Origin of the sequence: Weizmannia sp. FSL W8-1119 (assembly GCF_038008605.1) — a bacterium.
Lineage (GTDB): Bacteria > Bacillota > Bacilli > Bacillales > Bacillaceae_C > Weizmannia > Weizmannia coagulans.
In genome coordinates this window covers 300,571-319,304 of record NZ_JBBOZL010000001.1, presented here as the reverse complement: position 1 = coordinate 319,304, position 18,734 = coordinate 300,571, and the positions used below count along the sequence as shown (strand labels likewise).

The 18,734-nt window shown below is 48.1% G+C and carries 15 protein-coding genes; 4 read left to right on the top strand and 11 right to left on the bottom strand.

The window, feature by feature from the left end; genetic code table 11:
* Positions 1–51: 51 nt before the first annotated feature.
* A complete protein-coding gene (locus tag NSQ19_RS01600; protein ID WP_133536621.1) occupies positions 52–588 on the top strand; it encodes a YceI family protein in 537 nt (178 codons plus the stop codon).
* A 196-nt stretch (positions 589–784) separates the two neighbouring features.
* Positions 785–1,489, top strand: coding sequence for an iron-sulfur cluster repair di-iron protein (ric, locus tag NSQ19_RS01595; RefSeq protein WP_327077098.1), 705 nt, complete (start codon positions 785–787; stop codon positions 1,487–1,489).
* 502 nt (positions 1,490–1,991) lie between these two features.
* On the opposite strand, the gene NSQ19_RS01590 is transcribed toward ric, so the two are convergent.
* Positions 1,992–2,672 (bottom strand): Crp/Fnr family transcriptional regulator, encoded by a 681-nt coding sequence (locus NSQ19_RS01590; RefSeq protein WP_445798027.1) that lies wholly within the window; start codon positions 2,670–2,672, stop codon positions 1,992–1,994.
* 204 nt (positions 2,673–2,876) lie between these two features.
* On the opposite strand from NSQ19_RS01590, the gene NSQ19_RS01585 reads away from it, so the two are divergent.
* Positions 2,877–3,017: a ribbon-helix-helix protein, CopG family gene (locus NSQ19_RS01585; protein WP_003352379.1), complete on the top strand. Its 141-nt coding sequence runs from the start codon at positions 2,877–2,879 to the stop codon at positions 3,015–3,017.
* A gap of 137 nt (positions 3,018–3,154) precedes the next feature.
* Here the strand turns inward: NSQ19_RS01585 and dctA are convergent, their stop codons facing one another.
* The 7 genes from dctA to helD all read right to left on the bottom strand — a co-directional run bounded on the left by dctA (position 3,155) and on the right by helD (position 13,250).
* Positions 3,155–4,423: a C4-dicarboxylate transporter DctA gene (gene dctA / locus NSQ19_RS01580; RefSeq protein WP_041818673.1), complete on the bottom strand. Its 1,269-nt coding sequence runs from the start codon at positions 4,421–4,423 to the stop codon at positions 3,155–3,157.
* A gap of 255 nt (positions 4,424–4,678) precedes the next feature.
* Positions 4,679–6,307 carry a glycerol-3-phosphate dehydrogenase/oxidase gene (locus NSQ19_RS01575; RefSeq protein WP_061566193.1) on the bottom strand — a complete coding sequence of 543 codons (1,629 nt, stop codon included), beginning with the start codon at positions 6,305–6,307 and terminating at the stop codon, positions 4,679–4,681.
* 504 nt (positions 6,308–6,811) lie between these two features.
* Complete coding sequence (gene glpK, locus NSQ19_RS01570) at positions 6,812–8,302, bottom strand: glycerol kinase GlpK (RefSeq protein ID WP_340702233.1); 1,491 nt, start codon at positions 8,300–8,302, stop codon at positions 6,812–6,814.
* Between the two features lie 15 nt (positions 8,303–8,317).
* A complete protein-coding gene (locus NSQ19_RS01565; RefSeq protein WP_061566190.1) occupies positions 8,318–9,118 on the bottom strand; it encodes an MIP/aquaporin family protein in 801 nt (266 codons plus the stop codon).
* A gap of 436 nt (positions 9,119–9,554) precedes the next feature.
* Positions 9,555–10,115 (bottom strand): glycerol-3-phosphate responsive antiterminator, encoded by a 561-nt coding sequence (locus NSQ19_RS01560; RefSeq protein WP_026684237.1) that lies wholly within the window; start codon positions 10,113–10,115, stop codon positions 9,555–9,557.
* A 344-nt stretch (positions 10,116–10,459) separates the two neighbouring features.
* Complete coding sequence (locus tag NSQ19_RS01555; protein WP_081110474.1) at positions 10,460–10,651, bottom strand: hypothetical protein; 192 nt, start codon at positions 10,649–10,651, stop codon at positions 10,460–10,462.
* Positions 10,652–10,958: 307 nt separating this feature from the next.
* Positions 10,959–13,250 (bottom strand): RNA polymerase recycling motor HelD, encoded by a 2,292-nt coding sequence (gene helD, locus NSQ19_RS01550; RefSeq protein ID WP_328004962.1) that lies wholly within the window; start codon positions 13,248–13,250, stop codon positions 10,959–10,961.
* 368 nt (positions 13,251–13,618) lie between these two features.
* Here helD and NSQ19_RS01545 point away from each other — a divergent pair, with 368 nt between their 5' ends.
* Entirely contained in the window at positions 13,619–14,626 is a 1,008-nt protein-coding gene (locus NSQ19_RS01545) for a glycosyltransferase family 2 protein (RefSeq protein WP_327077093.1), read from the top strand.
* Positions 14,627–14,933: 307 nt separating this feature from the next.
* Here NSQ19_RS01545 and NSQ19_RS01540 read toward each other — a convergent pair whose 3' ends face one another.
* From NSQ19_RS01540 to NSQ19_RS01530, 3 genes are all read right to left on the bottom strand, one after another.
* Positions 14,934–16,235 (bottom strand): CitMHS family transporter, encoded by a 1,302-nt coding sequence (locus NSQ19_RS01540; protein ID WP_340702232.1) that lies wholly within the window; start codon positions 16,233–16,235, stop codon positions 14,934–14,936.
* A gap of 146 nt (positions 16,236–16,381) precedes the next feature.
* A complete protein-coding gene (locus NSQ19_RS01535; RefSeq protein WP_061577727.1) occupies positions 16,382–17,071 on the bottom strand; it encodes a response regulator in 690 nt (229 codons plus the stop codon).
* Positions 17,068–18,669: a sensor histidine kinase gene (locus tag NSQ19_RS01530; RefSeq protein WP_340702231.1), complete on the bottom strand. Its 1,602-nt coding sequence runs from the start codon at positions 18,667–18,669 to the stop codon at positions 17,068–17,070. Before NSQ19_RS01530 ends, NSQ19_RS01535 begins: the two co-directional genes overlap by 4 nt.
* Positions 18,670–18,734 lie beyond the last annotated feature (65 nt).

Here is an 18,734-nt window from a genome sequence, read left to right as displayed (position 1 = left end):
ATATTAAACTAAGTTACGAAAAGTAAGTTTTAAAAACAGGAGGAATTCATGATGGCAAAAACAAAATGGGCAGTTGACTATGCACACAGCACCATTGATTTTACAGTAAAACATATGATGATTTCAAAAGTAAAAGGGTCTTTTCAAAATTTTGAAGTCGAACTCGAAGCCGATCCCCAGGATTTAACGGATGCAAACATTTCTTTTATTATTGATGCCAGCAGCATTAGCACGAAAAATGATGACCGCGATAATCATCTTCGTTCTGCAGATTTCTTAGATGTCGAACAATATCCGAAAATTACATTTGTCTCCAAGTCGGTTACAAAGGCAGGAAACAATGAATATAACGTCACCGGTGATTTGACGATCCGTGGCGTGACAAAAGAAGAAACATTTAAAGTCACATTTGAAGGGATTTCGAAAAACCCGATGAGCGGTGCAGAAACCGCCGGCTTTAGTGCAGAAGGGACCGTAAAACGGAGCAACTACGGCCTTACTTGGAATGCAGCCCTTGAAACAGGCGGTGTCCTCGTTGGCGATGAAATCAAATTTACGGTGGAATTAGAAGCAAGCAAAGCAGAATAATTGCGGAAGCGCCAATTTAAATTGGCGCTTTTTTCTTTGGTCAGATCATGCTTCTTATGGCCAAAACATCCCGGATATTTTGGGGGTGCTTTTTTTCTAAATAAGAACTTGTCTCAATTTTTGTGATGTGCATCACAAATAAGCGGGTGCTGATGGTTTATGATGAAGACAGCAATGAAATGGAGGAGTGAATTCGATGGAACGTTTTACAACAAACCAGACTGTCGGGGAAATTGTAACTTTATTTCCAAAAGCGGCGGATCTGTTTAAAGCAAACCGTATCGATTTTTGTTGCGGCGGCAATGTGTCTGTGAAAGAAGCAGCGGAAAAGCGCAACCTGTCAGCAGATGAACTGGTTGATGCCATTTGCAATCTTTATGGCCAATATGCCGGAAAAGCCGTTGGGAAAACTTGGAATGAAGCGGGCTATACGGAAATTGCCAACCACATTCAGGCCACCCACCATGCGTTTTTGCGCGAGGAACTGCCAAACTTGAGCCCGTATGTGACAAAAGTGATGCGCGTCCACGGTGGCAACCACCCGCATCTCATCGAAGTGCATGAACTGTTTAACCAATTAAGAGCAGAACTGCTGGCGCATACTGAAAAAGAAGATGCTGAACAATTTCCGGCCATTCGTGCGTACGAAAGCCATCCATCTGCCGCTAACCTGAAAGCCGCGACAGCCGGTTTGGCCGATCTTGAAACGGAACATGCCGCTGTCGGAGAAATTTTGCACCAGCTCCGCGAAATTACAAATGACTATACATTGCCGGAAGGAGCATGCCGTACATTCCAGCTCGTGTACCAACGCCTTGAAAATTTTGAAAATGATACATTCCAGCACATTCACCTGGAAAATAATATTCTATTCAAGCGGTTGCTCGAAGAAGCCGTTTGACTTTTAAAAGGCTGCCTGAGAGGACAGCCTTTTAAAAAGGGGCGGTTTTGCATTTCATTTTTCTTTTCTAGCCTCGGGGAAGAACAACTCGTTGCGCATTCGTTCCCCTTTTGTCCTTCATTATCTTGATGAAGGACGTTTCACTGCTTACGGGCGTTTCTTTTGTCTTTCATACTTTCGATGAAGGACATTTCGTTGCACAGGTGCCCTTCTTTTGTCTTTCATACCCTCGATGAAAGACGTTTCACTGCTTACGGGCGTTTCTTTTGTCTTTCATCACCCCGATGAAAGACATTTCGCTGCCCTGGCAACCCTCTTTTGTCTTTCATCACCTCGATGAAGGACATTTCGCTGCCTGGGCGACTCTCTTTTGTCTTTCATACCCTCGATGAAGGACATTCCGTTGCACAGGTGCCAGTCTTTTGTCCTTCATCACCCCGGATGAAGGACGTTTTGCTCCCATGTCTTTCTTTGCTTTAATTCTTACCGGCGGGAGAGTTCTTTATACCCCAAGCAGTTCCTCTGTCAGTTTTTCCTGGTGAATGAAGTATGTGCCTTTTTCCTGCGGGAGAATGAGGTTTTTTTCTTTAAGCTGGCGGATCGTGCGGCTGACCGTTTCGCGGGTGACGCCGATCATGTTGGCGAGGTCTGAGTTGTTGAGCGGGGTTTTCACGAGGACCAGCCCGTCTTTTTCCTGAACGCCATGTGTACGGGCGAGGCGCAGAAAAAGTTTGACCACTTGCTCGTAAGCGTTGTTTAAAATCTGGGCTTCGAGGCGGTCCTGCAAGTCAAGGATTTCATCACTCATCACACCGTATAGAGTCATGGTCAGCTGCGGATTGTTGAGCAACACGTTTTCAAAATCAGTAATCCGGATCGCAACGAGATTCGTGTCTACAACCGCCATCGCATTCGCCGGGTAGCTTATTTTACGGAAAAAACCAACATGCGGGAACATGTCGCCATCGCGAAGCAGTGTGACAACTTGCTCTTTGCCGTTCGCATCGGTGCGGTAAATTTTCACTTCCCCGCTTTCAATAAAATAAACGGCCTCCTGCGGGTCCCCCTGGAAAAAAATATGCGCACCCTTTTCGGCATGCTTTTTAACGGATATTTCTGCGATCACAGCCAGATCCGCATCCCGGAGTCCTTTAAAAAGCGGCATTTTACGCAGGTTTCCCAAAGCGCTCACTCCTTTCCTCATTACGCAGCTGCAGGCGGCCTGCAGGACAAATCCCTTCAACACACTCTATTGTACACAAAAATAAGCACACTGCCCAAAGCCAATGGTGAACTACCCTCCACTTATCAACACTTTGTGCGGAAAAATTTCGTATATATTGATTATATCGTAAAAAATCCGTATAATCAATATGAGGTGATCATCATGAGAGAAGAGAAAGAACGTGTAGAAATTCGTATGCCTAAGACGATATTAGAAAAATTGGAGCAATATCAAAAAGAAAATGGGATTCCAACTAGAACAGCCGCAATCTTAGAATTGTTGAGAAAAGGATTGGAAAAATAACTTTGGCTAAAGCCAACCGAAATTCATCTCCCACCTACTCATTGGTGCTATTCGCACCTTCACATTCCTTGAGGATGGGCGACTTCTTTCGGAAAGCCGTTAAAAAAAGAAGAGGGCCCCAATCGGAGCGCCTCTTATTAAGAAGGAATCGATTCTGTAGGATGGGCAACCGTTTCCGGTGCTTCCTTTTTGTCAAATTCTTTCTCTGTTTTGGAGATGACGACCGTCGCGACGGCATTTCCAATAATGTTTGTGAGCGCGCGCGATTCGGACATGAACCGGTCCACGCCGATCAACAGTGCGATCCCCGCAACCGGGATAACCGGGAACGCAGACAAAGTCGCAGCAAGGGTAATGAAACCGGAACCGGTCACGCCCGCCGCCCCTTTTGATGTCAGCATTAAAATCAGCAGCAGCATGATTTGGTGCCCGATCGTCAGGTGCACATTGTACGCCTGCGCAATGAAAATGGAAGCCATTGACAAGTAGATGGCGGTGCCGTCCAGGTTAAACGAGTAGCCGGTTGGAACGACAAGGCCGACAACGGATTTTGAGCAGCCGAATTTTTCGAGTTTTCTCATCAGGGAAGGCATCGCCGATTCCGATGAAGAAGTCCCGAGCACGAGTAAAAGTTCTTCCTTTATATAAGCGATGAATTTGAAAATATTAAACCCAAACGCTTTCGCAATCCCGCCGAGGACAAGCACGATAAAAATGATCATCGTCAGGTAGACGGATCCCATTAATTCGCCGAGATTGATCAGCGAGCTTGCGCCAAACTGGCCGACTGTATAGGCCATTGCCCCGAATGCAGCGATCGGCGACACTTTCATGACAATGCCGACAATTTTAAAGAAGATTTCCGTTATGTCTTCAAAAAAGCGGATAACCGGTTTTGCCCTCTCCCCGAGGGATGCGGCAGCGACCCCGAACAGTACCGCAAAGAATAATATTGGCAAAAGGTCTCCCTTGACAAAAGCCCCGGCGATGCTTTCCGGAATAATACCGGAAATAAAACCAATAAAACCGTGTTCGTTGTCTTTTGCCTGCGTGACGAATTGTGAAACCTGGCTTGTTTTCGCATGGCTTGTATCAATGCCGTGGCCAGGCTGGATCAAATTAACGATAACCAGACCGATGGCGAGCGCAACCGTGCTGACGACTTCAAAATAGATAAGCGCCTTGCCGCCGATCCGGCCGACTTTTTTCAAATCCCCCATGCCGCCGATCCCGATAATGACCGTAAAGAAGATAATCGGCGGGACGAGCATTTTGATGAGTTTAATAAACCATTGCGCGAGAATATTCAGTTCTGCGCCGAATTTAGGTGAAACAAGCCCTACAATAATCCCCAGAATGATGCCAATCACGACTTGTACTGTAAGATTCCGAAAGTTGATCCTCATTTGCCATCCCCTCTGTTTGCGCTTACATTTTAGTGTCACGAATTATATTTCTATTATAGTACAGGTTTCTCCCGTTTTCACTATTTTTATATTAAAAAAATTTTGCTTTTAAAAAAGCATGGTCTAAACAAAACGCAAAAAGCAGCGGAACAGTGTCCGCTGCTTTTTTCCAGCTGTCTTTGAAAGAATGCTGGGAACGTATACTTCCAATATGAATAGTCGCCACCAGGGTCTGTGCCTTTTTCCGGGACAAGTTTATACTTCCGGTACCGCTTCTCGCAATGCTTCTTCCAATTCTTCCCTGTACGCCTGTTCTGTCTCCGCATCCCAGGAAAATTCGGCGGCCAACCATGTCATGACCGGCTCTTTCCATTTGCGGACCCAGTTGATATCAAAGAAAAGGGCACCGGTACGCCGAATGAAGAAATCGACCGGTTTTACCGCCATTTCTTGTTCCACTGCGTATTTCAATACGGCGTACACTTCCCGCGGCAGCGGATAGTCGTCTTTCCAGCTTTTCGCGTATGCATATACGTGATCCGCGTTCGTGCCATATTTTTCCGCAATCGCCCGGCTTGCTTCAGTAGACAGGCCGCTTGCTTCCCCTTCTTTTGATTTTGCTTTGACAAACGCCGGCAATTTTTCAGAGCCGCCTACGTCACCGCCGGAAATCGGCAAGTGCTTCGTTTGGCACGGCCGGAAATTGCCGCCAAGCCTACGCGCCACAAGATCTACAACCGTTTCCGCCATTTTCCGGTAACCGGTCAGTTTGCCGCCTGCGATTGTCACGAGGCCGCTGTCGGATTCCCAAATTTCATCTTTACGCGAAATTTCGGAGGCGTCTTTTCCTTCTTCGTAAATCAGCGGACGGACGCCGGCCCAGCTTGATTCGACATCATGGGCTGTCACTTTGACTTCCGGAAACATAAAGCGGATCGCTTTCAATAAGTAATCAATATCTTCCGGGAGCGGTTTCGGGTGAATCGGGTCTTTGTCGTAAAATGTATCCGTTGTGCCGACATACGTTTTGCCGCCGCGCGGAATGGCAAACACCATGCGGCCATCCGGCGTATCAAAATACACGGCTTGCCGGAGCGGGAAGATGCTTTGGTCAAACACAATATGCACGCCCTTTGTGAGGCGGAGGCTTTTGCTCCCTTTCCCGTCCTTATTGCGCATTTTATCACTCCACGGACCGGTCGCATTGACGACCATTTTCGCCCGCACGTTTACGGTTTCCCCGCTGATCTGGTCACGAACAGTGGCCCCGCAGATACGGCCGTTTTCATACAAATACTCTTCCGCTTTTGCATAGTTTACAGCCAGCGCCCCATGTGCGACAGCTGCTTTCATGACTTCAATGGTCAGCCGCGCGTCGTCCGTCCGGTATTCGACATAATAACCGCCGCCTTTCAGCCCGTCTTTTTTGATCAGCGGTTCCTTATTTAAGGTTTCCGAAGCCGACAGCATTTTCCGGCGTTCCGTTTTTTTCACGCCAGCTAAAAAGTCGTACAGCCGTAAGCCGATATTCGTTGTAAACGCGCCGAACGTGCCGCCCTTATGGAACGGCAGCAGCATCCATTCCGGTGTTGTCACATGCGGGCCGTTTTCATAAACGATGGCGCGCTCTTTTCCGACTTCAGCCACCATCTTTACTTCAAACTGCTTCAAGTACCGCAGGCCCCCATGGACAAGTTTGGTTGACCGGCTTGACGTGCCCGCCGCGAAATCCTGCATCTCGACAAGCGCTACCGACATGCCGCGCGTCACTGCGTCAAGCGCAATGCCGGCCCCTGTAATGCCGCCGCCGATCACAAGCAGATCGAACGTTTTATTTTTCATGCCTTGTAAAACCGTCCCGCGCTGTTTTCCTGAAAATTCCATTTTCGTCCCCTCCTTAAAATAAAAAGAGACCTGACACATGCATTATGGAAAACTCCCATAAAACAAGCCAGGTCTCTCTGCATCTCTTGACATTTTATGAACTTGTTTTTATTATAACAGACCTTCCGCTGATTTTCAGCTGTTATGCACCGGGCAAATGTGAGTAATACCTGTTTCATGCCGTTGCCCTGACAGATAAGGCACCGCCGGCCAAAGCATGGAAGGCAATAGTGCCCGAACCATGCGCGGCAACAAAGCAATAGCCGGCCACGTTTCCCGAAAGCTGTTTAAAAGTCCAATAGACAAGCCATCGAAGGAAAACCGGCTGAATACCGCATTTTCTGCAGTCACATCCGGATGGCCGGGAATCCAAGGTGCTGTGAAAACCGAACCATAGCAATCTATTGAAAAGCAGTGGCCGCCTGCAACAGCTAAACTGCCACAGGACAAGCCGGATCAAACCATGCCGGCTGCAGCAAGAACGGCAGCCGAAATGCTATAAATCTATTTAAAGGCAATGGTTGCGTGTATTGCTTTTTTCCATCCGCCATATAAGGCTTCGCGCTCTTTTTCCGCGAGTGACGGTTCAAATTTGCGTTCCACTTTCCACTGGCGGGCAATTTCTTCACGCGATTCCCAGTAACCGACCGCAAGCCCCGCCAAATATGCGGCGCCAAGTGCTGTAGTTTCGCTCACAACCGGGCGTTCAACCGGCACGCCCAACATATCGCTTTGGAACTGCATGAGAAAATTGTTTTTCACTGCGCCGCCGTCCGCACGCAATGTTTTAAGCGGCAATCCGGAATCCGCCTCCATCGCGGCAAGCACATCTTTCGTCTGGTAGGCGAGCGATTCAAGCGTGGCCCGGATAAAATGTTCTTTCGTGGTGCCCCGTGTCAGCCCGAACACCGCGCCGCGCACATCGCTTTCCCAGTACGGCGTCCCAAGCCCGACAAATGCCGGCACGACATACACGCCATCTGTCGAATCGACCCGTTCTGCATACGATTCACTTTGGGCGCTGTCTTTGATCATGCGCATCCCGTCACGCAGCCATTGAATTGCTGACCCCGCCACAAAGATGCTGCCTTCAAGTGCATACTCGACTTTGCCGTCAATGCCCCATGCAAGTGTCGTCAGCAATCCATGCTTGGAAGAAACAGCTTTTTCACCGGTATTCATGAGCATAAAGCAACCGGTGCCGTACGTATTTTTCGCCATCCCTTCGTCATAGCAGGCCTGCCCGAACAGTGCCGCTTGCTGGTCGCCCGCCACGCCTGCGATCGGAATTTCCTCGCCGAAGAAATGGTACGGCGCAGTCTGTGCATAAACATGGGAGGAAGGTTTGACTTCCGGAAGCATCGCAGCAGGAACGTCCAGCATTTCAAGCAGCTCGGGGTCCCACTTCAAATCGTAAATATTGTACAAAAGTGTCCGCGACGCGTTCGAATAGTCGGTAACATGGGCTTTTCCGCCTGAAAATTTCCAGATCAGCCAAGTGTCGATTGTTCCAAACAGGAGCTCGCCTTTTTCAGCGCGTTCTCTTGCCCCGTCAACATGGTCGAGGATCCATTTGATTTTTGTCCCGCTGAAATACGGGTCGATAAGGAGCCCGGTTTTTTCACGGACCATATCAGCATAGCCTTTTTCTTTTAAGTCGGCACAAATATCCGCTGTTTGCCGCGACTGCCAGACGATGGCATTGTAAATCGGATGCCCGGTTTTTTTATCCCAGACGACCGTTGTCTCACGCTGGTTGGTAATTCCGATCGCGGCAATCTGCTTCGGCTCCACATCCGCTTCTGTCAAAACGGTCGTCATAACCGCCAGCACCGATGCCCACACTTCATTTGCATTGTGCTCCACCCAGCCAGGCTGTGGAAAATACTGGTGAAACTCCTGCTGGGCCGTATGCACAATCTCCCCTTTTTGGTTAAAAAGAATGGCCCTTGAACTCGTTGTCCCCTGGTCAATGGATAAAATAAATTTCTCCATCCCGTTTTTTCCTCCTTACGCTCTCTTTTTCTTGTTTTCTATCATCCATACTATCAATAATACAAGCAAACTCGTTAGCAAAACACCCCAAAACGCGGGCGTCCAATCATTCTTAAATACAGCCCGGTAAAAAACACCCCCGAGAGAACCCCCGAGCAGCGGACCGGCAACCGGCACCCACGAGTAGCGCCAATTCGAAGGCCCTTTTCCTGCAATCGGGAGCAGAAAATGGGCAATTCTCGGGCCAAGATCGCGGGCAGGGTTGATCGCATAACCCGTCGTCCCGCCAAGCGATACCCCGATCGCGACAATCAGCATGCCGACGATGAACGGGTTCAGCCCTTCCGTAAACTTATTCGCGCCGATTGTCAGTACGCCGAGCACGAGAACAAAAGTCCCGATGATTTCACTGATAAGATTCGCAAAATAATTTGGAATGGCCGGCCCGGTTGAAAATACGCCAAGTTTGACGCCGGGATCGTCCGTCTCCTTCCAGTGCGGCAAAAAATGAAAAAATACGACGGCAGCACCGATCATGGCCCCGACCATTTGTGCCAGAATATATCCGGCCACTTTCGACCATGGAAAATCCCCGTTAAATGCAAGCCCGACTGTAAGCGCAGGATTTAAGTGAGCGCCGCTGTATTTTCCGACTGCATAAGCCGCCATGGCTACGCCAAGCCCCCACCCGAACGAAATGACAATCCAGCCGCTCTGGTAGGCAAATGATTTTTTCAAATTGACATTGGCGCAAACACCGCCGCCAAAAATAATCAGGATGGCTGTGCCAACCAATTCTGCGAAATATGGATTCATACCCCTTCCTCCATTTCCAATGAATTAAAAGCTGATCCGGCAACACTCCGGTCCTTTTCATCAAAAAAGAACAAAAAGACCCACCACGCCCGCAAATTTGTTGCGAATGGAGTGGATCTCTTTGTTCTCCTGCCAAGTTTATTAACTTATGTATGATGATAACGCTTACTTTAAATTTTGTCAATCCATGTTCACAAAAAATATATGCGGATTTTCCTGATTTTGTTGAAAGAAGCGGGCACCCTTCTATTCCGAAAACATTTCCATTATTCGGCTGGTGCCCATTCGGCACCAATGGGAGAATGTTTCACATACCTGAAGTCCGCTTCCGCTTCTGGTTTGGGCTTCCCCGGAGTCATGCCAATATGCCTGCTGTACACCCGGGTGCCGCCCCATGCAAAAAAACGCTGCGGCCGCCCGGAACAGCCACCTGTCGTTATTTCTTTTCCAAAAAGGCTTCCCACAATTCCGTATCCGAGGTGGTGATGCCTTCTGCTCCGGCTTTCAATGCTTTTTCCACATCTTCCCGCGTACGGATCAACCCGCCTGCAAAAATTGGAATGCCAAGCCGTTCTTTTACTTCGGTAATCATCCATGGCGCGATGCCCGGCAAAACTTCAATATAGTCAGGTTTCGTCCGTTCAATTAATTTGTAACTTTTCTCAAGCGCATGCGAATCAATCAGGAACATTCTTTGGATCGACACGACTCCCCTTTGCTTTGCTTTTTGTATAACATTGGCTTTTGTTGATATCAGCCCGAAAGGTTGATACTCCTGGCATAAATATTCCGTTGCGTAATCATCACTCTTCAAGCCCTGGATCAAGTCCACATGGTAAATCATTTTTTTGCCTTCCGCCTTTGCCATTGCCGCAACGTATTTGAGTTGTGAGATGTGTAGTTCGAGAAAAATCCCGATTTCATAATCACTTTTTAAAAACCTTTCAAACTCCTTCATGTTGACAGAAGCCGGAAGAATTCTTTGAGAAAAGGCCATTTTTTCTCCTCCTTATGTTTATGCAAATTTAGTTTACCACGGAATACGGATGGTGCTCGTTTTGTATATGTCAAGATTTCCATGATATGTAAGAATGACCACAGTCATCTTAGATTACCTTGTAATGCCTGTATCAAAGAGCAAAAATTATTATTGGACTACTAAAAAATATGTTGACGAAGATAATGCCGCAGTATATGTAAAATGGAGTACAAAATTGTATTCAAATTCTTCGAGAACTAAGCTGGTAGGTTCATATGACGCTATAACTTCGTACATGGAATAACCAAGGCAACTGCCTTGGTTATTTACTTAAACAAAGCTGAAATAAAGAAAAATCAATATCAAACAAACAGTAACAACTTTTTTCTAATTGCCGCTTTTTTGTAAATTTCTATGATGAGGTGAACAAAAAAATAAAAGGCCAATATTAAAAGAGAAACATGAGCATGATCGAAAACTTCGAACAAAAGAACCAGCAGAAAAATCAAAAGCCACATATAGGTACCCATCCATATTTTAATAAACTTTTCCATAAGCTCCCCCCTAAAAAGTATTCGTTCTCTACTGTTTCTGCACCCAAGCTTTAAACTCCTGCTCAATTTCCTAGACAGGAATGCCTCTTTCATGACGTCCATCATACCCGCAAACGATTTAAAAAAAAACAAGAACAAGATTCTCAAGAACCATCCATGGAAAGCCATAAAACAAGTGTAATAGTCCCGTCCATTTGATTCCGCATCATAAACCTGATCAAACTATTTCAGCATGCCGTTTTACTTGCTGGATATGATCATGGCCGGCTGATGGGTTTAGCAGCAGCCGGCCATTGTTATCCTGTTTTTATTCCTTTACATATAGCGTCTCAGGCACTTTATCTAAAAGCGGTGTGACCGGACCGTTGCTGATAAGAGCAAGGTGATGCATTGCCCGCGTTCCGACGGTGTATAGCAGGGTGCGTTCTGCTTCATCTTTATACACAGACGCGGAAACATCAAGCACGATGACGCTGTCAAATTCCAGCCCCTTCGCAAGATAAGACGGGATCAGGATGATGCCTTCCGGAAGATCGCTGTATTCTTTTTCAATAAAGGCCAGATCCAGTTCTTTTCGCAATGTTTCATACGCTTCAGCACACTGCTTCCGTGACTTGCCGATGATCGCAACTGTATGGCTATCTTTTGCGTATTTTTTCGCAAACCGTACTACTTTTGCCAAAGCTTCTTCCTTGCCGCGGGCCGCCGCGACAACCGGCAAATCGCCTTCACGTTCAAACCATTCAATCTTCTCCCCGCCCGCTAAAATTTCTTTCGTAAAGCGGGTGATCTGGGCAGTCGAGCGGTAACTTTTCGTCAAGTATACGACCTGCGCTTTTTCTTCGCCGAAAATCTCCTTGATCAGCTCCATCTGCGAACGGCCGCTTGTGCCGAATATGGACTGGTTCAAGTCACCAAGCATCGTAAACTTGCTGTACGGGAACAAATAGCGCAAATAGGCAAGCTGGATCGGCGAATAATCCTGGATTTCATCAATAAACACATATTTGATCGAACTGCTCGTTGCTTTGCCTGTCAAAAGGTCAAAGAGATACAAAAACGGCACCGTATCTTCATAGGGCAGCCAGCCTTCGCGGAAAGCGGCGCGCGTTTTTCCATCAAGCCGTTCTCCCGCGCCAGGCACAAACTCCGGCGCGCGCCGCAAAAAGTCCAGATACTGCGCACGGATATGGAAATAATGAAATGCTTTGATTTGTTTCCGGATCGAGCTGAAGCGCCGGTTGACGATTTTACGCGCTAAAAATTCTTTTTCATCATCGGCCCCGCTGAACGCATCATTGTTCTTGCGCGATTTGCGCTCGGCATATTGATGGGCGGCAAGATAGGCTTCCGTCCCGAGCAGTTCCATTTCTTCTTCGACCCAAGGCTTTTTCCGCTCTTCTTTTGCAATGTGTTCCAGTTCTTTCAGCAGCTTTTTGCTGACAAGCTGAAACCGGTTCGGCAGCGAGTAGCTTTGATCATAGGCATAAAACATCTCCGCAATTTTTTCCTTCGGCACGATCGTCTCGCCTTTAAAACGGATATCGCGGAAAATGATGCCGCCGTTTAAAAGTTTTTCCGCATAATCCCGAACGGCATGGAAAAATGCAAGGCTGCCTTTGATTTGTGCTTCTTTCCTGTTTTCGGCTTTGCCTTCGAGCGCTTCTTCCATTTGCTCGAGCAGGCTTTCGACTTTTAGCTTTTTGCCAGCGCGTGCCTGGGCAAACTCCAGGAAAGTCGTCTGCTGCATATTGTTTTCCCCGAGCTCCGGGAGCACTTTTGACACATAATGATTAAACAGCTGGTTCGGCGAAAATAAAACAATTTGCTCGGAATGGAGCGAATCGCGGTACCGGTACAGCAAATACGCAATCCGCTGCAGGGCAACCGATGTTTTTCCGCTTCCGGCGGCCCCTTGCACGAACAGAAGATTGCTTGAAACATCACGGATAATCCGGTTCTGCTCTTTCTGAATCGTCGCCACAATATTTTTCATATGGGTGTTTGCGTTTGCCCCAAGCATTTCCTGCAGCATTTCATCGCCGATCGAGATCCCGGTATCAAACATCGCTTCAATATGGCCGCGCCGGATTAAAAACTGCCGTTTCAAATCCATGATGCCTTCGCGCCTGCCGTCCGGCGCCTGGTACGAAACCGGGCCGGGCACCCCGTCATAGTAAATACTGGAAATCGGCGCACGCCAATCGTACACGAGATACTCATCCTCATCCCGGTAGGAAGCAATACCGATGTAGATGGGCTCGGAAGGTTCCCCTTCTTCATGAAAATCGACGCGGGCAAAATACGGCGAATAAATGAGGCGGTCAAGTTTTTTCACGTCTTTTTCCATATGCCCGTAGCTCCGTTCGCGTTCAGCAAGCAGTTCTGCCTGCTGGCGGACGCTCGCCGATGTTTCCACGACATCATCCGGCTCATCGAGGTTCACCGTTACGTCTTCCCAGAACGTATTGCGGATTTCCTGTGCCTCGCCGCGGACAGCCCTTACTTTGGAAAGCAGTGTTTCTTTTTCCTGCTTCATTTTTTCAATTGTATAATCAACGCGTTTTTGTTCCTTTAACCATTCTTCATCATGTGGCATAAAACCGGCCCCTTCCTGACAAGTAAGAGTATAGAAAAACTTTCTTCAAATGCATTGGCATAAAGCAGCATATTCCAACCAGCCGGGAAAAACGCGGCCCCTTAAGCCAATAAATTTGACAATCGTCATTGGAAGATGCTATAATTAAGATGGTAAAATGTATATTGCACCATCCATTGTACTCCGCATTTTAGTATACCACGTTTCTGCCTGTTTTTCCAATGTCTGGTCTGTTCTCATGTTTTTTCTTAGAAGACCGCATGATCTATCATCTTGCCATTCTTTTTCTCCATTTCCCTTTTTTCAAGCATAAAGTGATTCACGCTGGCAAAACCTATCCGTAATACTGTTTGTTGGAGGTTGCTAACGTGGAAAATCCAGTACTGACCATTGTCGTTCCCTGTTACAACGAAGAGGCTGTTTTATACGAAACGGAACGCCAGCTGACGGAAATGGTGTATTCCTTGATGAACGAAGGCCTGATCAGCCCGAAAAGCAACATTTTGTTTGTGGATGACGGCAGCCGTGACCAAACATGGCCGATGATTGAAGAAATCACAAGGAAAAACCGGCTTGTCAAAGGATTGAAGCTTTCGCGCAATTTCGGGCACCAAAAAGCGCTGCTTGCCGGGCTTGAAAAAGCAAAAGAAGCGGCCGACTGCGTCATTTCCATCGATGCCGATTTGCAGGATGACATCTCGGTTATGCGCGAATTTCTATTAAAGTTCCACGACGGCTGTGACATTGTATACGGCGTGCGAAAAAAGCGCGAGAAAGATACCTTTTTTAAAAGAGCGACTGCCCAGGGGTATTACCGGGCAATGAAAAAACTCGGCGTCGATCTCGTATACAATCATGCAGATTACCGGCTGATGAGCAAGCGTGCGCTGGAGGAGCTTTCCCGCTTTCCCGAGCAAAATTTATTTTTGCGCGGCGTAATGCCGTTAATCGGCTTGCAAACGGCTGAAGTGCTTTATGACCGGAAAGAACGGGCAGCCGGCGAGAGCAAGTATCCGCTCAAAAAAATGCTGGCGTTCGCCTTTGACGGCCTTACTTCTTTCAGTGTGGTGCCGATCCACTTTATTACCCTTGTCGGTTTGTTTACTTTTTTATCAAGCACCATTGCCGGCTTGTATGCACTTTTTGTAAAAGTTTCCGGCCATGCGGATGACGGCTGGGCTTCGATTATTATCTCCATTTGGTTTTTAGGCGGCTTTATGTTGATGAGTATGGGGTTAATCGGCGAGTATATCGGTAAAATTTACCAGGAAACAAAAAGGCGTCCGCGCTACACGATTGCGCAGGATGCACAGCAGGAGACAATCAGCCAGCAATTGTTGCGGACACAGCAGGATTCGGCAAAAAGGATTAATTGACAAACCTGTTGTCGCTTTTTACGTCGTATCAGAAGCGGTGGTTGGCTTATTCTACCCCGCCGCTTCCTTCTATCTCGCTTTTTTGGGGAGCGTGTTTTCATATGCAGCAAAGCACCTTTTATATCGGTATTCGGTGAACGCGTAAACACGGGCTTCTTTTTTTCAGATCATTTTACGAAAAGCAGCCGTAAAAATCGCAGTTTTTCAATCCATGATCTTACCAGCCTGTAAGAACCGGAACCAAACGCAGGCGTTACCTCAAGTGCAAAAAAGCGAAAGGCACACATCATCCTTTCGCTTTTCCTGCTTAAAATGGAATCACCCCAATCACCAATGCCACAATGATCATAACGAGAGCCGATACGCACGCCCATTTTAAGAAAGCACGCTGCAAATCGCCAAACTCGGCGCCGACCATGCCGACCAGCAAATAGGTGGACGGGACGAGCGGGCTTAGCAAATGGACCGGAAGCCCGAGCAGCGATGCCCTGCCAATTGCCTCCGGGCTAATGCCGTACGCTGCAGCTGCTTTCGCAACGAGCGGGAGAACCCCGTAATAAAACGCATCATTGGACATGAAAAAGGTAAACGGCGCACTGATGACTGCTGTGATGACGGCAAAATGCGGGCCCCATGCAGCCGGAACGTGCGTGATCAATGTATTTGCCATTGCGTCAATCATTTTTGTCCCGGACAAAACGCCTGTAAAAATCCCGGCTGCAAAAATCATCCCCACAACCGACATCGCATTTCCGGCGTAGGCGGCCACCCTTTCTTTCTGGACATCCATATTCGGATAGTTCACCATCGCTGCAATGGCAAAACCGAGCATAAACAAAACCGCTGCCGGCAGCACTTCCATAATGAGCCCAACAAGCAGTGCAATCGTCAAAAGGCCGTTGAACCAAATCAGTTTCGGGCGCTTTAATTCATTCCCCTCACCGACTGCAACGGCTGCAGCCTGTTCCAAAAATGCCTCATTTTCTGTACGGATGATTCCCAGCCGTTTTCTTTCTTTCCGCCCGAGGTAAAAAGCAAGGAAAAAGACAAATAGCAAACCGCCGATCATAGACGGAATCACCGGCGTGAACAGATCTGACGTCCCGAGTCCGAGCGCGCTCATTGCCCTGGCTGTCGGGCCGCCCCATGGCAGCAGGTTCATCACGCCTGATCCGGAAACGGCAATGCCCGCAAGCACGAGCGGTTTCATGCCAATCCGCTGGTAAAGCGGCAGCATCGCGGAAATGGTAATCATATAGGTGGTTGTGCCGTCCCCGTCTAGCGATACCAAAACGGCTAAGACCGCTGTCCCGATTGCAATTTTGAGCGGGTCCCCTTTTACGAGTTTTAATATTTGCGAGATCACCGGGTCAAATAACCCCGCATCGATCATGAGCCCGAAATAGAGAATCGCAAATAAAATCATAATGCCGGTCGGCGCGACGCTTGTAACCCCGTCGATCGCCATCTTCCCGATTCCTTTCCAAAACCCGCCGATTACTGCAAAAATGACCGGAACCACCATCAACGCAATCATGGCGGAAAGCCGCTTGGTCATGATCAAAAACATGAAAACAATAATCATCAAAAATCCCATGAATGCCAACACAACAGCCACCCCTTCGTTCGTTTCTTTCAGTTTACCCAACAAAGCAAATATTGTAAGCGATTTCAAAATTAATGATATAAAATCTATTTTGATGATTTTGTTCATTTTGTTCACGAAAAAAGGGGGGCATGGCCGGCGCTTACCTATCAAACGGATGAAACAAGGTAATATTTCCGCTCCGGCCTGCCGACGATGCCGTATTCAACTTCTGCCCTGCACGTCCGGATGGAAACCAGGTATTCCAAATAGCGGCGGGCGGTTGTCCGGGAGGCGCCGATTTTTTCGGCGACCTGTTCAGCGGACTGCCCCTGGTCCGGAACCAGCACCGCTTTTACTTTGCTCAGCGTAATCGCATCAATTCCTTTCGGCAGCTCCGTTTCCTGCGCCCCCGCTTCCCGGCGCGGCGCCCCGAACAGCGAATCGACCCAGGCCTGGTCCACCGTACCCGCTGTTTCCAGGAGGCGCTTTTTATCCAGATACTTTTCGACCGCCTCCTTAAACTGCTTGAGTGAAACCGGCTTGATCAAATAATGTTCCACCCCATAATGAAGCGCCTTTTCGATAAAATCCTTTTCCGCAGCGGCTGTAATCATCATAATGTCAAGATGCGGCGCCAATGCCCGCAGGCCGGGAAGCAGGTCAACGCCGAGCCGGTCAGGAAAATACACATCAAGAAGCAAAAAATCCGGGGACTTCTCCTCCACAAGCGCCAGCGTTTCTTTTGCATTCAGGGCTTTGCCAACCACTTCGAAACAAGGGAACTCTGCCAGAAATTTTTCATGGACAAGCGCCACGCGGAAATCATCCTCGGCGATCACCGCTTTTATTGTTTTCAACTGTCGACACCCTTTCTTTTCGGCAAATAAACCGTAAAAACCGTTCCTTCCCCGGGGTGGCTGTGGACTTCAATGAAACCCCCGAGTTCTGACACAGCATGGGCAGCATTGGATAAGCCAAACCCTCTGTTCGCTTCTTTTGTTTTTGTCGTAAAACCCCTTTCAAAGATATGCCTGAGGACCGCTTCTTCCATGCCGGGCCCGTTATCGCTGATTTCAAATACAATGTCATCCCCCATATCCGTCGCAAAAAACAAGACGGCCGGGCGATCTGTTTTCCCTGCTGCTTCAAAAGCATTGTCGAGCAGATTGCCGAGAATGACAATCAGCCGCATCACATCGATTTGCTTTGGCAACCTTTCTAAAGAACTGTTCGGATCAATATCAAAACGAATCTTTTTTTCGGATGCTTTGCCGAGTTTGCCGAGCAAAACCGCCTGGACTTTCATATCTTTTATCTTTTCAAAAACACGGGCATGCTGGTTTTTCAAGGATGCTGTCTCTTCCCGGATAAATTCAATTGCGTCTTCATATGCCCCAAGCTGCAGCAGCCCGGAAAGAACATGCAGCTTATTTGCGTATTCATGGGACTGGGCCCGCAAATCTTCCGAGTATTTGCGGACTTCACTCAATGTATTGGCCATTCGTTCAATTTCAGAACGGTCGCGGAAAGAAGCGACCGCTCCTTGCACTTGTCCCCGTTCATCGTGAATCGGAGTGCTGTTCACGATGAGCGTCTGGTCTTTCCATACCATTTCCCGGTCCATTTGCGGCTTGCCGGATTTTAACACGGCGTAAAAAATGGAAGCCGGTATCAGCCTGTCAATCTTTGTACGCCTGACTGATCCGCCAATATGCAGCATTTTTTTCGCCGGCTGGTTCATGGTGGTGACAAACCCCTCCCGGTCCACAGCAATAATCCCTTCTTTGACCGCATGTAAAATGGCCCGCTTTTCTTTGTAAAGCGAGGCAATTTCGAACGGTTCAAGCCCCATTGTGTCTTTGCGGATATCCCGGGCAAGCAGCACGCTTCCGATGATGGCCCCGAAAAAAGCGAGCAGTGCGACTCCGGCAACTTTCATCATGTGGATGTTGGTCTGCCGGTTCACATCGCTCAGCATAAATCCGACCGATACGATGCCAATAATGTTTCCGCTCCGGTCGCGTACCGGTGTTTTCCCTCTTAATGACGGGCCAAGCGATCCTTTTGCGCTTGAAATATAGGATTCCCCTTTCAAAATGGCCCGTTCATTGTCACCGCCAACCATCTTTTTGCCAATCCGGCCCGGGAGCGGATGGGAGTAGCGGATCCCTTCCCTGTTGCCGACAACGATAAACTCGGCGCCGGTTTCTTTGCGGATTTTTTCCGCAAGCGGCTGGATCGTGTCGGACGGATCCTTGCTTTGGAAAGCGTCCACGACATCCGGCATTGCCGCCACCGTTTTGGCAATATTTAACGCCAGGCGCCCTTCCTGTTGTTCGATTTGGCGCTGCTCCAGCATCATAAAATAACCGGAAAGCGCGCCGATGATCAAAAAAGACAGGAGCAGCACAAGCCCAAGTATTTTTGTCTGCAATGAAACTTTCCTTTTGCGCATCCCCATCCCCCGCCAAACAGGATTTATCTCCATTTTACATGATTTTTGGAAATGTTGCGGCAAAA

What these genes read in the sequence shown, in the direction of transcription:
- ric (WP_327077098.1), top strand. Translation starts at nt 785, where the DNA reads ATGGAACGTTTTACAACAAACCAGACTGTCGGGGAAATTGTAACTTTA.
- NSQ19_RS01575 (WP_061566193.1), bottom strand. Translation starts at nt 6,307, where the DNA reads ATGGAATTTTCAGGAAAACAGCGCGGGACGGTTTTACAAGGCATGAAA.
- NSQ19_RS01560 (WP_026684237.1), bottom strand. Translation starts at nt 10,115, where the DNA reads ATGGCCTTTTCTCAAAGAATTCTTCCGGCTTCTGTCAACATGAAGGAG.
- helD (WP_328004962.1), bottom strand. Translation starts at nt 13,250, where the DNA reads ATGCCACATGATGAAGAATGGTTAAAGGAACAAAAACGCGTTGATTAT.
- dctA (WP_041818673.1), bottom strand. Translation starts at nt 4,423, where the DNA reads ATGAGGATCAACTTTCGGAATCTTACAGTACAAGTCGTGATTGGCATC.
- NSQ19_RS01530 (WP_340702231.1), bottom strand. Translation starts at nt 18,669, where the DNA reads ATGCGCAAAAGGAAAGTTTCATTGCAGACAAAAATACTTGGGCTTGTG.
- NSQ19_RS01555 (WP_081110474.1), bottom strand. Translation starts at nt 10,651, where the DNA reads ATGGAAAAGTTTATTAAAATATGGATGGGTACCTATATGTGGCTTTTG.
- NSQ19_RS01565 (WP_061566190.1), bottom strand. Translation starts at nt 9,118, where the DNA reads ATGAATCCATATTTCGCAGAATTGGTTGGCACAGCCATCCTGATTATT.
- NSQ19_RS01600 (WP_133536621.1), top strand. Translation starts at nt 52, where the DNA reads ATGGCAAAAACAAAATGGGCAGTTGACTATGCACACAGCACCATTGAT.
- NSQ19_RS01585 (WP_003352379.1), top strand. Translation starts at nt 2,877, where the DNA reads ATGAGAGAAGAGAAAGAACGTGTAGAAATTCGTATGCCTAAGACGATA.
- glpK (WP_340702233.1), bottom strand. Translation starts at nt 8,302, where the DNA reads ATGGAGAAATTTATTTTATCCATTGACCAGGGGACAACGAGTTCAAGG.